Source organism: Ruegeria sp. C12 (assembly GCF_056537745.1).
The window spans coordinates 161,211-173,703 of record NZ_JBQFSA010000007.1; the positions used below are offsets into that span (position 1 = coordinate 161,211).

The 12,493-nt window shown below is 60.1% G+C and carries 17 protein-coding genes; 10 read left to right on the forward strand and 7 right to left on the reverse strand.

Annotation, left to right across the window (positions count from 1 at the left end):
- Window positions 1-27 precede the first annotated feature (27 nt).
- The 4 genes from lysA to argH all read right to left on the reverse strand — a co-directional run bounded on the left by lysA (window position 28) and on the right by argH (window position 3,157).
- The gene (gene lysA / locus ACR0C9_RS14740; protein ID WP_170624041.1) at window positions 28-1,293 is read right to left on the reverse strand and encodes a diaminopimelate decarboxylase; all 1,266 of its coding nucleotides are present in this window, start codon (window positions 1,291-1,293) and stop codon (window positions 28-30) included.
- Window positions 1,294-1,363: 70 nt separating this feature from the next.
- Window positions 1,364-1,513 (reverse strand): hypothetical protein, encoded by a 150-nt coding sequence (locus ACR0C9_RS14745; protein ID WP_480781349.1) that lies wholly within the window; start codon window positions 1,511-1,513, stop codon window positions 1,364-1,366.
- Between the two features lie 73 nt (window positions 1,514-1,586).
- Window positions 1,587-1,769, reverse strand: a complete 183-nt coding sequence (locus ACR0C9_RS14750; RefSeq protein WP_170455689.1) for an argininosuccinate lyase — start codon at window positions 1,767-1,769, stop codon at window positions 1,587-1,589.
- Window positions 1,769-3,157 (reverse strand): argininosuccinate lyase, encoded by a 1,389-nt coding sequence (gene argH / locus ACR0C9_RS14755; RefSeq protein ID WP_170455690.1) that lies wholly within the window; start codon window positions 3,155-3,157, stop codon window positions 1,769-1,771. The genes ACR0C9_RS14750 and argH overlap by 1 nt, the downstream gene beginning before the upstream one ends.
- A gap of 21 nt (window positions 3,158-3,178) precedes the next feature.
- Between argH and ACR0C9_RS14760 the strand changes: the two genes are divergently transcribed.
- From ACR0C9_RS14760 to yddG, 10 genes are all read left to right on the forward strand, one after another.
- Window positions 3,179-3,745 (forward strand): TlpA disulfide reductase family protein, encoded by a 567-nt coding sequence (locus ACR0C9_RS14760; RefSeq protein ID WP_170455692.1) that lies wholly within the window; start codon window positions 3,179-3,181, stop codon window positions 3,743-3,745.
- Window positions 3,746-3,856: 111 nt separating this feature from the next.
- Window positions 3,857-4,186, forward strand: a complete 330-nt coding sequence (locus ACR0C9_RS14765; protein WP_170522204.1) for a hypothetical protein — start codon at window positions 3,857-3,859, stop codon at window positions 4,184-4,186.
- Window positions 4,187-4,246: 60 nt separating this feature from the next.
- Window positions 4,247-4,633, forward strand: a complete 387-nt coding sequence (locus tag ACR0C9_RS14770; RefSeq protein ID WP_170453153.1) for a hypothetical protein — start codon at window positions 4,247-4,249, stop codon at window positions 4,631-4,633.
- Window positions 4,630-5,601 carry a sterol desaturase family protein gene (locus tag ACR0C9_RS14775; protein ID WP_480781350.1) on the forward strand — a complete coding sequence of 324 codons (972 nt, stop codon included), beginning with the start codon at window positions 4,630-4,632 and terminating at the stop codon, window positions 5,599-5,601. Before ACR0C9_RS14770 ends, ACR0C9_RS14775 begins: the two co-directional genes overlap by 4 nt.
- Before the next feature lie 95 nt (window positions 5,602-5,696).
- Window positions 5,697-5,885, forward strand: a complete 189-nt coding sequence (locus ACR0C9_RS14780) for a hypothetical protein (protein WP_170453155.1) — start codon at window positions 5,697-5,699, stop codon at window positions 5,883-5,885.
- A gap of 88 nt (window positions 5,886-5,973) precedes the next feature.
- Window positions 5,974-6,807, forward strand: coding sequence for an EAL domain-containing protein (locus ACR0C9_RS14785; protein ID WP_170522196.1), 834 nt, complete (start codon window positions 5,974-5,976; stop codon window positions 6,805-6,807).
- Between the two features lie 193 nt (window positions 6,808-7,000).
- The gene (locus tag ACR0C9_RS14790) at window positions 7,001-8,176 is read left to right on the forward strand and encodes an acetyl-CoA C-acetyltransferase (protein WP_170453157.1); all 1,176 of its coding nucleotides are present in this window, start codon (window positions 7,001-7,003) and stop codon (window positions 8,174-8,176) included.
- A gap of 187 nt (window positions 8,177-8,363) precedes the next feature.
- A complete protein-coding gene (phbB, locus tag ACR0C9_RS14795) occupies window positions 8,364-9,086 on the forward strand; it encodes an acetoacetyl-CoA reductase (protein ID WP_170453158.1) in 723 nt (240 codons plus the stop codon).
- 302 nt (window positions 9,087-9,388) lie between these two features.
- Window positions 9,389-10,336: a transcriptional regulator GcvA gene (locus ACR0C9_RS14800; RefSeq protein WP_170453159.1), complete on the forward strand. Its 948-nt coding sequence runs from the start codon at window positions 9,389-9,391 to the stop codon at window positions 10,334-10,336.
- The gene (gene yddG, locus ACR0C9_RS14805; RefSeq protein WP_170737254.1) at window positions 10,333-11,199 is read left to right on the forward strand and encodes an aromatic amino acid exporter YddG; all 867 of its coding nucleotides are present in this window, start codon (window positions 10,333-10,335) and stop codon (window positions 11,197-11,199) included. Before ACR0C9_RS14800 ends, yddG begins: the two co-directional genes overlap by 4 nt.
- Here the strand turns inward: yddG and ACR0C9_RS14810 are convergent.
- The 3 genes from ACR0C9_RS14810 to ACR0C9_RS14820 all read right to left on the reverse strand — a co-directional run bounded on the left by ACR0C9_RS14810 (window position 11,196) and on the right by ACR0C9_RS14820 (window position 12,467).
- Window positions 11,196-11,360: a DUF465 domain-containing protein gene (locus ACR0C9_RS14810; RefSeq protein ID WP_170453161.1), complete on the reverse strand. Its 165-nt coding sequence runs from the start codon at window positions 11,358-11,360 to the stop codon at window positions 11,196-11,198. The two genes, yddG and ACR0C9_RS14810, sit on opposite strands and share 4 nt — an antisense overlap.
- 115 nt (window positions 11,361-11,475) lie before the next feature.
- The gene (locus tag ACR0C9_RS14815) at window positions 11,476-12,255 is read right to left on the reverse strand and encodes a methyltransferase (RefSeq protein WP_170453162.1); all 780 of its coding nucleotides are present in this window, start codon (window positions 12,253-12,255) and stop codon (window positions 11,476-11,478) included.
- Complete coding sequence (locus ACR0C9_RS14820) at window positions 12,252-12,467, reverse strand: putative signal transducing protein (RefSeq protein ID WP_037316655.1); 216 nt, start codon at window positions 12,465-12,467, stop codon at window positions 12,252-12,254. Before ACR0C9_RS14820 ends, ACR0C9_RS14815 begins: the two co-directional genes overlap by 4 nt.
- Between the last annotated feature and the right edge of the window lie 26 nt (window positions 12,468-12,493).

The following is a 12,493-nucleotide window of genomic DNA, read 5'->3' on the forward strand; positions in this document are numbered from 1 at the left end:
CCTGATCGGGCCTGCACGCTTATCGCGTCAAAGCCACTCAGGTATGGTATCGCGGTTTATGATTTCGTCAAAGCTTGGGCGTTCACGAATAACTGCAAATTGATCCCCGTGCACCAGAACCTCGGGGATCAGGGGGCGGGTGTTGTATTCGCTGGCCATCACCGCGCCATAGGCACCGGCGCTGCGGAAGGCGACCAGATCACCGGGCGCAAGCGGCGGCATGGTGCGTTGCTTGGCAAAGGTATCGCCACTTTCGCAGACCGGGCCAACGATGTCATAGGGTTGCTGTTCGACCCCGGCGGCAGGTTCCTGCACCGCGATAATGTCGTGATGCGCCTCGTACATTGCCGGGCGGATCAGGTCGTTCATCGCACCATCGAGGATCAGGAAATCGCGGCCTTCGCCCGATTTCACATAGATCACTTTGCTGACCATCAGCCCCGCATTGCCCGCGATCAGGCGGCCCGGTTCAATTTCGATCTCGCAGCCCAGATGGCCCAGCGTTTTCTTGATCAAAGCGCCATATTCCATCGGCAGCGGCGGCGCTTCATTCGACCGCGCATAGGGAATGCCCAAACCGCCCCCCAGATCGAGCCTGCGGATATTGTGCCCCTCGGCGCGCAGTTGTTCGGTCAGCTCGGCGACTTTGGTATAGGCCAGCTCGAACGGCTCCAGTTCGGTCAATTGCGAGCCGATATGGACATCGATACCAATCACGTCCAGCCCCGGAAGGCTGGCGGCCAGCGCATAAACCTCGGACGCGCGTGAGATCGGGATGCCGAATTTGTTCTCGGACTTACCGGTCGCGATTTTCGCATGGGTCTTGGCGTCCACATCCGGGTTCACGCGCACGGTGATCGGCGCGATCACGCCCAGTTCCAGAGCGACGGCGTTGATCACCTCCATCTCAGGTTCGGATTCAACGTTGAACTGGCGGATGCCGCCGGTCAGCGCCGTGCGAATCTCATCCGCTGTTTTGCCGACGCCCGAAAACACGATCTTGTCGCCCGGAACGCCTGCAGCCTTGGCCCGCAGGTATTCCCCTCCCGAAACCACATCCATCCCCGCGCCCGCCTGCGCCAGCGTTTTCAGGATCGCCTGATTGCTGGCCGCTTTCATCGCGTAGCAGACAAGGTGATCGGTGCCCTCAAGTGCGTCGTCGAACAGCTTGAAATGCCGCAACAGGGTTGCCGTCGAATAGACATAGAACGGGGTTCCGACCGCAGCTGCGATTTCGGAAATCGGGACATCCTCGGCGTAGAGCGCGCCGTCGCGGTAGAGAAAGTGATCCATGACGCCGCGCTTAGACCAAAAGGGGGATACGGATCAATGGATTCCGGCACTCAGCGCGCCTATCGGTCGCTCAGGACCCGGTCGAAACACCGACCCGCGCATAGCCGGACACGGAAACGCCGGATTCGCTGGGTTCTGGCTTGGGTTCCTGACGCGGTGCAGATGTGGGTTCGCACGCCGCCAGAACAGCAAGCGTCAGGATCAGGCCAAGAGTTCGCATAAATTCAGTTTTCCCAAGATGATGCGGCCCGACAGACATGGGCCTTGTTTGCAACATTGCAATGGCGCAGGGCTCAGACGCCCAGATAGACACCTAGGCCGCCGCGGCGGAAGCCAACGCCGCCGCCGACATGAGTGCCGCTGGATCCGACGCCGATCCCGAGGCTGGCGGTGGGCTGCACCGGCTCTCCATCCGCTCCGCAAGCGACCAGGGCAAACCCGGCCATAATCAGAAGAATGACCCTGAAGATATACATCACACCAATGCCTTCCATCGTTCGATCTGCGCACGAACCTGATCGGGGGCGGTACCGCCGTAGGACTGGCGCGAGTTTACCGAGTTTTCCACGGTAAGGACAGAATAGACGTCATCGGTGATGTCTGCATGGACCGATTGCATATCCTCCAGCGTCAGGTCCGGCAGGTCGCAGGCTTTCTGTTCAGCCATCGCAACCAGCGATCCGGTGACATGGTGCGCGTCGCGGAAGGGCAGGCCCAGCACCCGCACCAGCCAGTCGGCCAGATCGGTCGCGGTCGAGAACCCTGACCCGGCAGCGGCGGCGAGGCTGTCGCGGTTGGCGGTCATGTCCTTGACCATGCCTTCCATCGCCGCCAGCGCCAGCATCCAGTTGTCGGCGGCGTCAAAGACCTGTTCCTTGTCTTCCTGCATGTCCTTGGAATAGGCCAGCGGCAGGCCTTTCATCACCATCATCAAAGCGGTGTTTGCGCCATAGATCCGGCCCACCTTGGCGCGGATCAACTCGGCGGCATCGGGGTTTTTCTTCTGCGGCATGATCGACGAACCGGTCGAGAACCGGTCGGACAGCGTCACAAACCGGAACTGGGCCGAAGACCAGATCACCAGTTCCTCGGCAAAGCGCGACAGGTGCACGGCGCAGATCGACGCGGTGGACAGGAACTCGAGCGCGAAATCGCGGTCGCTGACCGCATCCAGCGAGTTCGCGGCGGGGCGATCAAAGCCCAGCGCTTTGGCTGTCATTTCCCGGTCGATGGGGAAGGATGTTCCAGCCAATGCAGCAGCGCCCAAGGGGGATTCATTCATCCGGGCACGGGCGTCGCGGACACGGGACAGGTCGCGGCCGAACATCTCGACATAGGCCATCATGTGATGGCCCCATGTCACCGGCTGCGCCGTTTGCAGGTGGGTGAAACCGGGCATGACCCAATCGGCCCCAGCCTCGGCCTGCGTCAGAAGCGCACGGATCAGAGCCAGCAGACCCGATTCCGCCGCGTCCAGCTGATCGCGGACCCATAGCTTAAAATCGGTCGCAACTTGGTCATTCCGCGAACGACCGGTATGCAGACGGCCCGCAGGCTCTCCGATCACCTCTTTCAGCCGCGCCTCCACATTCATGTGGATGTCTTCCAACGCGGTCGAGAACTGAAACTCACCGTTCTGGATTTCTGACAAAACGGTGAGCAGCCCTTCCCGAATGGCCTGCGCATCACTATCAGTAATAACGCCTGTGGCAGCCAGCATGGCGGCATGGGCGCGCGAGCCTGCGATGTCCTGGGCTGCCATCCGCTGATCGAACCCGATCGAGGCATTGATCGCCTCCATGATCGCGTCTGGTCCGGCGGCAAAGCGGCCGCCCCACATCTGGTTCGAGGATTGATCGGTCATGTTGGAAAACCCGGAGTTGATATGCGCCTTATTCGTCTGATCCCCCTTTATATGGCCCTTGCGCTGGGTGCAAACGCCGCTTTGGCCGCCGATGCCGAGACGCTCGCCCCCTTGCGCGAGGATAGCCTGAAGCGTCTGATCCTGCATTCACAGCCCAAGCCGGTGACGCCGGTGGACTTCGAGCTTGAGGATGACGGCGGCACAGCCTCGCTGGAGGATTACAAAGGCAAATACGTTCTGCTGAACTTCTGGGCCACATGGTGCGCGCCGTGCCGCAAGGAAATGCCCCAGATCGCCGAGTTGCAGGCAGAGTTCGGAGGCGACAAGTTCGAAGTGCTGACGCTGGCCACCGGGCGCAATTCACCTGCCGGGATCAAGAAGTTCTTCGAAGAAAACGGCATCGACAACCTGCCCCGCCATCAGGACCCTTCACAGGCCGTTGCGCGCGAGATGGGTGTGATCGGCCTGCCAATCACCGTGATCGTCGACCCCGACGGCAATGAAATCGCCCGTCTGATCGGTGATGCCGAATGGAATTCCGACAGCGCCAAGGCGATTATCTCGACTCTGGTCGGCGCAGCAGGCTAAGGAAACGGCTTCCAACCGCTGTCGGCCCCCGTCAAATTCGATCTCGTGATACACTGTCCTCATCCCGCTGTTTTGGGCGGGGCAGTTTGTGTGTTGGGAATGGAGGCAACGATGAAACCCGTTGTACTGCTGATCGGACGCTTACCGAATGTGATCGGAGATGTTGCGCGGCAGCTTGATCACCTTCCGATCCAATGGCTGGGTGCACATGACCCCGATGAGGTGCGGCGGCAACTGGATGCTGAACCCCGGATCGCCTGTGCCATCATGGGGGCTGGGCTGGATGATATGATACGCGGTGAATTGGTGGGGATCATTGCATCCCGCCGCCCCGATATCTGTATCCATCTGAAAGACCGAAGCTCGGGCCCCGAAGGCCTGGTCCCCTTTGTGCAGCGCGTGGTGCAGCATGAAATCCTGGACCGTCTGGAACACGGCTGACGCAACGCCACCTTTGACAGCGTTCTTCCCGCTTTGCACTCTGCCAGCGGGGAGAGAACTATGCCACTTGAAATATTGCTTGTACTTGTGGTCGGGGGGATTGCCGCAATAACGCTTCTGTTGCACCTGAGCGGGCGGTCTCAGCGGCGTGTTCTGACACGGGAAACCGCACTGGCGGATTGGCAGCGCCACTTTCCCGACGATGTGGTGATCGATGTCACCGTCTCACACGACGCCCACGCCGCTCTGGTTCGGACCGAGACAGGGCCGGGCCTGCTGTGGTCCTTTGGCGCGGATACGGTGGCTCGGCACCTGCTGGATTTCGACTGGATCGAACAGCAGGCCGGGTTCGAGTTCCAGTTTCACGACTTCACCACGCCCAGGGTGGTCATCCGCCTTGACGAAATCGAACGCCAGCACTGGCAAAACCTGATGGACCTTTCATGACCGATCACATCAGCTTTCCCGACGCCGTCCAATGGGCTGTCCCGTTTTTTATCGCCGCCATCCTGGCCGAGTTCCTGTGGATCACGGTCAAAGGGCGTGGCGGCCGGTATGAGACGCGCGATGCCGTGACCTCATTGATCATGGGGGCGGGCAATATCGCCTCGGGCTTCTCGCTGGGGTTCATCGCCTATGGGTTCTTCATGTGGTTGTGGCAGGTCACACCGCTGAACCTTGGGACCTCGATCCCCGTCATCATCCTGTGTTTCGTGTTGGACGACCTTCGGTACTATTGGGTACATCGTTTCGGGCACCGCATCCGCTGGGTCTGGGCCAGCCATGTGAACCACCACAGTTCGCAACACTACAACCTGACGACCGCGCTGCGGCAGACATGGACCTATACGTTCACCTTCATGATGGTCGTCCGCGCGCCCCTGATCCTGCTGGGCTTTCACCCAGCCATGGTGCTGTTCGTTGGCGGGCTGAACCTGATCTATCAGTTCTGGATTCATACCGAGGCCATCGGCAAAATGCCCCGCTGGTTCGAGGCGATCATGAACACGCCCAGCCATCACCGCGTGCATCATGGCCGCAACGCGCGCTATCTGGACTGCAACTATGCAGGTGTTTTCATCATCTGGGACAAGATGTTCGGCACCTTTGTACCCGAACAAGAAGATGAGCGGGTCGATTACGGGTTGGTCCACAATATCGGCACCTTCAACCCGCTGCGTGTGGCCTTCCACGAATGGGTTGGCATCTGGCGCGACGCCACACAGCCCGGCCTGACCCTGCGCCAGAGGCTCGGCTATTGCTTCGCCCCGCCCGGCTACAGCCATGATGGCAGCCGGGACAGCTCAACGCAGATCAAAGAAAAGCACCTGGCGCGCCACCCCGAAGATCGCGGAACGCCCGGATTCGAGCATCTGGACAAGAACGTGCCCAATCGTCAGGCGGAACAGGTCTGACGCACGTAGTGCAACATGGGTCTCAACTTGAAATTCCAGCCTTCGACGCCATATGAGGGGACAGGTGCAATGTAACGAGTGGCCGGAGACCCGAAATGACCCGTTTAACAACTGTTTCGACCGTGGTTGGTCTGATGGGTCTGACTTTGGCCATGATCGCCGCTTTGGCGACGGCGCTGACTGGCCTGATCGCACTGGGCTTTGTCATGATGATCATGGGTGTCACCGGTGCCGTGATCGGAGCCGCAGCCTCCCTGACACGCGCGTGGCAATCTGCCCGCTGAAACTTTCCCGACCTTAACCGCAGATTCACCTGTTTGACCTGACACTGGGCCGGACCTTTGTTCGGAATCACTCAGGGAACCGGCGCTCATGCGGGACAAGAAACGTGCGGATATACCCGAAGGATCGGAAAGCCCGTTGAACTCGGCCATCTCGGCGCGGGACAGATCCGTTGTGAAAATGGCGACCGAAGCGGTGAAGCACAAACAATGCAAGCTGGCGTTCCAGCCGGTTGTGCAGGCCGACCCGCCATATGCTGTCGCATTCTACGAAGGCTTCATCCGGGTTCTGGACGAAACCGGGCGGGTGATCCCGGCGCGCGAGTTCATGCCGCAATTGGAAAACACGCCTTTAGGCCGAGAACTGGATTGCATCGCACTGGAACTGGGGCTGCGTACGCTTGCCCGAAACCCCTCGATCCGGTTGTCCATCAACATGTCGGCCCGGTCGATCGGGTTCTCGCGCTGGACCCGGGTGCTGGACCGCTTTCTGAAACGCGACGCGGGTTTGGGGGAACGGCTGATCCTTGAGATTTCCGAACAATCCGCCATGCAGGTGCCCGAGCTTGTGATCGACCTGATGGACCGCCTGCAGGAACGCGGCATCGCCTTTGCGCTGGACGATTTCGGTGCCAGCGATTTCAGCTTTCGCCATTTTCGCGAGTTTCTGTTCGACGCGGCCAAGATCGACGGGCAGTTCATTCGGGGGATCAGCGAGCAGCCTGACAATCAGGCGCTGGTCCGCGCTTTGATCGCTGTCGCGCGGGAATTCGAGATCCTGGTGACCGCCGAATCGGTCGAAAACCAGGCGGATGCCGCGTTCCTGACCGCCAGCGGCGTCGATTGCCTGCAGGGTTTTCTGTTTGGCGCGCCCGCGGTTTCGCCCCCGTGGAAGCAGGAAAAGAAATCCAAAACAGGCTCTTAGGCAAAAACCCGCTTGCGACAACAAATCCTGTCCAACGCTGAGACAAGCTGTCCGTTGCTGCAATTGCAGCATTGCGGTATTGCAAAAGGTGCTGGAGCGGGGAACTTGGGGCGCTCTTGTACTGTCAGAGAGCCTCTCTGCCACCTGCGCCGTCAGATTTCCCTTTGGACCATGACGGTAAAGGACTGATTATATGACCAACGTAGTAATCGCATCCGCCGCACGCACAGGCGTCGGCAGCTTTAGCGGTTCGTTTGCGAACACCCCTGCACATGATCTGGGCGCTGCCGTCCTGGAAGCAGTCGTAGAACGCGCCGGAGTAGAGAAGGGCGAAGTAAGCGAAACCATCATGGGTCAGGTGCTGACCGCCGCTCAGGGCCAGAACCCCGCCCGTCAGGCGCATATCAATGCCGGCCTGCCGCAGGAAAGCGCGGCTTGGGGCATTAACCAGGTGTGTGGCTCGGGCCTGCGCGCGGTTGCGCTGGGGGCTCAGCACATTCAGCTGGGCGATGCCGACATCGTTGCCGCCGGTGGACAAGAGAACATGACCCTGTCGCCCCACGCCGCCGCCCTGCGCGCCGGTCACAAGATGGGTGACATGAAATATATCGACACAATGATCCGCGACGGTCTGTGGGACGCCTTCAACGGCTACCACATGGGTCAGACCGCCGAAAACGTCGCCGAGAAATGGCAGATCAGCCGCGATCAGCAGGACGAATTCGCCGTTGCCTCGCAGAACAAGGCCGAAGCGGCTCAGAAAGCGGGCAAGTTCGCGGATGAAATCGTGCCCTTCACCATCAAGACCCGCAAGGGCGATATCGTGATGGACAAGGACGAGTACATCCGCCACGGCGCAACCATGGAAGCCATGGCAAAGCTGCGCCCGGCCTTCACCAAGGACGGCTCGGTCACGGCGGCAAACGCATCTGGCCTGAACGATGGTGCGGCGGCAACCCTGCTGATGTCGGCCGAAAACGCCGAAAAGCGCGGGATCGAGCCTCTGGCCCGTATCGCGTCCTACGCGACCGCTGGTCTGGACCCGTCGATCATGGGCGTCGGCCCGATCTACGCCTCGCGCAAGGCGCTGGAAAAAGCGGGCTGGTCGGTTGACGATCTGGATCTGGTCGAGGCCAACGAAGCGTTCGCCGCGCAGGCCTGCGCCGTGAACAAGGACATGGGCTGGGACCCGTCCATCGTGAACGTCAACGGCGGCGCAATTGCCATCGGCCACCCGATCGGCGCATCCGGCTGCCGTGTCCTGAACACGCTGCTGTTCGAAATGAAACGCCGCGACGCGAAAAAGGGTCTGGCGACCCTGTGCATCGGCGGCGGCATGGGCGTCGCCCTGTGCGTGGAGCGCGACTAAGTGCGTTGACACCCAAATAGAAAAGGGCGCTCTACCAGCGCCCTTTTTTGTTACAATCGAAGCATATCCGTTAGATGCGACAATATCGCCAAACAGAAAGTCGAAAACGATCACGAAACGATATTGCGCACCAATCTCCCTCAGAGTAACAGAATTACCAAGACGACTAAATTTGGAGGATTCCTAAATGGCACGTACAGCACTCGTAACCGGCGGCTCTCGCGGCATCGGCGCAGCAATTTCCAAGGCGCTCAAGGCCGAAGGGTACAATGTTGCGGCCACCTATGCAGGAAACGATGAAGCCGCCGCAAAGTTCACCGAAGAAACCGGCATCGCCACTTACAAGTGGAACGTCGCCGACTATGACGAGTCCAAAGCGGGCATCGAAAAAGTCGAGGCCGAGGTTGGCCCGATCGACATCGTTGTGGCCAACGCGGGTATCACCAAGGACGCACCTTTCCACAAGATGACGCCCGAGCAGTGGCACCAGGTCATCGACACCAACCTGACCGGCGTGTTCAACACTGTTCATCCCGTCTGGCCCGGCATGCGCGAGCGAAAATTTGGCCGCGTGATCGTCATCAGCTCGATCAACGGTCAGAAAGGTCAGTTCGCGCAGGTGAACTATGCCGCGACCAAAGCGGGTGATCTGGGCATTGTGAAATCACTGGCGCAGGAAGGTGCACGCGCGGGCATCACCGCCAACGCAATCTGCCCCGGCTACATCGCAACCGAAATGGTGATGGCGGTACCCGAGAAGGTGCGTGAATCGATCATCAGCCAGATCCCTGCTGGCCGTCTGGGTGAGCCGGAAGAGATTGCCCGTTGCGTGGCCTTCCTGGCCTCGGACGAGTCGCAGTTCATCAACGGCTCGACCATCTCGGCCAATGGCGCGCAGTTCTTCGTCTAGACCCGAAGCAGTGCAACGAAATCGGGCCGGTCCTTTTGGGCCGGCCCTTCTTTATCCCGTAAGCCCGCGCGCGCTGCGGTCAGCGGGAACCGAATAGCCAACCCCAGACCTGATGGACCATCTTGCTGCGTTCTTCATGCGCGCGACGGATCGCATCCTGAACAGACGGGTTTGTCGTCATCTCGATCATGGCATATCCCCTTTGGCTAAAGCTGAACTTGACTTGCCTTCAACATGGCGTTTGATTTCAAAACGTACAAACGAGAGTTTTCGACGGCTCGGACAAGAAATTCTTAAGCGACATGAGCGACAGACTTCCCCCTCTTACCGCCTTACGGGCCTTTGACGCCGCCGCGCGCCATATGTCTTTTGCCAAGGCAGCGGATGAACTGAACGTGACCCCCGCTGCGCTGTCCTTCCAGATCAAATCGCTGGAGGAGCATCTGGGCCACCCCCTGTTCAAACGTCTGAACCGCGCGGTGGAACTGACCGAAGCTGGCAAAGCGCTGGCCCCCGGCGCGGCCGAAGGCTTTGCCGCGCTCAAATCCGCATGGGCCGCGACGCGCAGATTGCAGGACAACACCACGCTTACGGTCACGGCTGGGCCTGCCCTGACAGCGAAATGGCTGGCCCCACGCCTTTATGACTTTGCCCGCGCCCATCCGGAGATCGACCTGAGATTCTCGGCCACCTTGCGCAATATGGATCTTGAGCGGGACGATGTGGATGTCGCAATCCGCTTTGGCTATGGCCAGGATGACGGCTTGTATTGCCTGCCCGTGCGCAAGGAATGGCTGACCCCGGTCATGACGCCGGAGCTGGCCGAGCAATTCACGACGCCTGAAAGCCTGCGCGATGCGCCGCTGATCCATGACGATTCAATCGCGTTTCTCAAGCCGCCCGCCGACTGGCCCACCTGGTTTCGGGCGGTTGGTGTTGATTTCACGCCGACCCATGGCGCGCATTTCTCAAACGCGGATCACGCGATTGATGCGGCGGTGGCGGGGGTTGGCGTTGCCTTGGGGCGGCGCGCGATGATCATCAAGGACATGACCGAAGGCCGGTTGGTCGCGCCGTTCAAAACCGCCATTGAAACCAAGGGGCGGTTCCGGTTTCTGTGTCTGCCCGGTGCGGAAAACCGGCCACAGATCGCTGCATTCCGCGATTGGTTCGCGGCCGAGATTGAAAAGACCGCCCATATCTCGGATGAATTCACGATTATCCCTGTAGAAGACGTATCCCCGAAATGACCAGAAATCGCGCCACGACCATCGGATTCATCGCCGTCCTGCTTTGGGCCTTGCTGGCGCTTTTCACGGTTGGCTCGGCCCCAACGCCGCCTTTGTTGCTGAACGCCATATGCTTCAGCATCGGCGGGTCCCTGGGGTTGATCTGGACATGGCGGTCAGGCGGCTTTTCCAAATTGCGCAGCATCAGTTGGAAGATCTATGCCTTCGGCACGGTGGGCCTGTTCGGCTATCACGCGCTGTATTTCTCGGCCCTGCGCATGGCCCCTGCGGCCGAGGCGGGGCTGATCGCCTATCTCTGGCCCTTGCTGATCGTTCTGTTCTCGGGGCTGCTTCCCGGCGAGCATTTGCGCGCCGGCCATCTGATCGGGGCCTGTCTGGGCTTTGCCGGGGCCGCGCTGATCATCACCGGTGGCGGCAGCGCGGGTTTTCAGGTCGACCACCTGCCCGGATACGCGCTGGCCTTCCTCTGCGCGCTGACTTGGTCGGGTTATTCGGTTCTGTCCCGCAGACTGGGTGAAACGCCGACAAGCTCGGTTGCGGTCTTCTGCGTGCTGACGGCGATCGCGTCATGGGCGCTGCACTTTGCGCTGGAAACAACCGTCTGGCCGGGTACGACGCTTGGCTGGGCATCAACCCTGGCCCTTGGTCTGGGGCCGGTGGGGCTGGCGTTTTACGTGTGGGATATCGGGGTCAAACAGGGTGACATACAAATGCTGGGAACCAGCTCATACGCGGCGCCCTTGTTGTCCACCGTGGTTTTGGTACTTGCCGGGATCGCCATGCCGACATGGACATTGGCGATCGCGGCTTTACTGATCACCGGCGGTGCGTTGATTGCGGCACGCGCCAGCCTGAAAGGTTAAGTTGACAGGCGCTCGATCTCTTCCTTGAGCTTTAGTTTTTGCTTCTTGAGCTGGGCGATATGGAGATCATCGATGCCTGGCGAGCGTTGGGCTTGTTCCACTTCGAGACCGAGAGATTCGTGCTTCTTCTTCAGTTCCGTCAGATGTGCGCTCACGCTCATGGCGATCCTCCTTGGTTGCGAGTGTATATGTCACGTAAGAAGTTGATCACATCGTTTCCACCCTGTCACGCTGCAGACGCACAGATTCTGTAATAAATCCGACAAATTCGGCTGGTCATTGCCTAAGGCTGTGAAACGGACCCAACGCAGCCCCGTCCCGAAGGGCCGCGGAAACATCCGGGGTATAGCTTTCCCCGTCCTTTTCGTGCCGCGCGCCCATATGCAAGATCAACGGTGCATGCAGGCGAAATGCGGCCCGTCCCCCTTTGCGGGCGCGCAAAATCACCAACTCAGCCTCGCGGCCCGCGCGTGCCGCAAGCGGCAACGCCTCGACCGACCCAAGCCGGTCCTGACAGGCCGTCAACATATCGGGCAGGCGGTCGGCCTTTTGGATCATGTGCAGATAGCCACGCGGAGCCAGCCGTCTGGCTGCCACGTCGATCCAATCATCCAGGGGCGTTTCCTCGCCCAAGGCCACGCTGCGCCCGGTATCTGTGGCCGGGCTATGGGCACCGGCGCGGTAATAGGGCGGATTCGCGATCACATGGTCGAATTGTCGTTGCTTCAGTTCTGCCGGAAGTGCCGTCAGATCGGATATCACCACATCCAGCACGATATTGTTATCGGCGGCATTGCGGCGGGCCAAATCCGCATAGGCCGGTTGCAGTTCGACCCCGCACATCTGCAAACCAGGCACCCGCGCGGCCAGACACAGGATCGTAGCCCCTGCCCCGCATCCAAGCTCCAACACCGATTGGCCACTGGTTGCAGGTACCGAAGCGGCCAGCAAAACAGGGTCTACACCGGCGCGATAGCCTTTTGTCGGCTGCCAAAGGCGCACCCGACCACCCAGAAAATCGTTCCGGCTTAGTTCATGGTCGGCGAAACCTGTCATCGCCCCAGCGGGATCTCATTGTCGCGCATCACCCGTTCGGCGCGGGTCAGGTCATCGGCCCGCACCATCAGGCGACGGGGGAAGATTCCAATGCCACCTTCGAGGATGCTCATATTTACGTCCATCTGAAAGCAGTCTATATCCTCGCCTTCAAGAAGAGCGGATGCAAAGGCCAGGATTGTCGGATCGGTGCTGCGCAATAGTTCTTTCATGGGGATGGATGTAAGGGCAAGGCAGG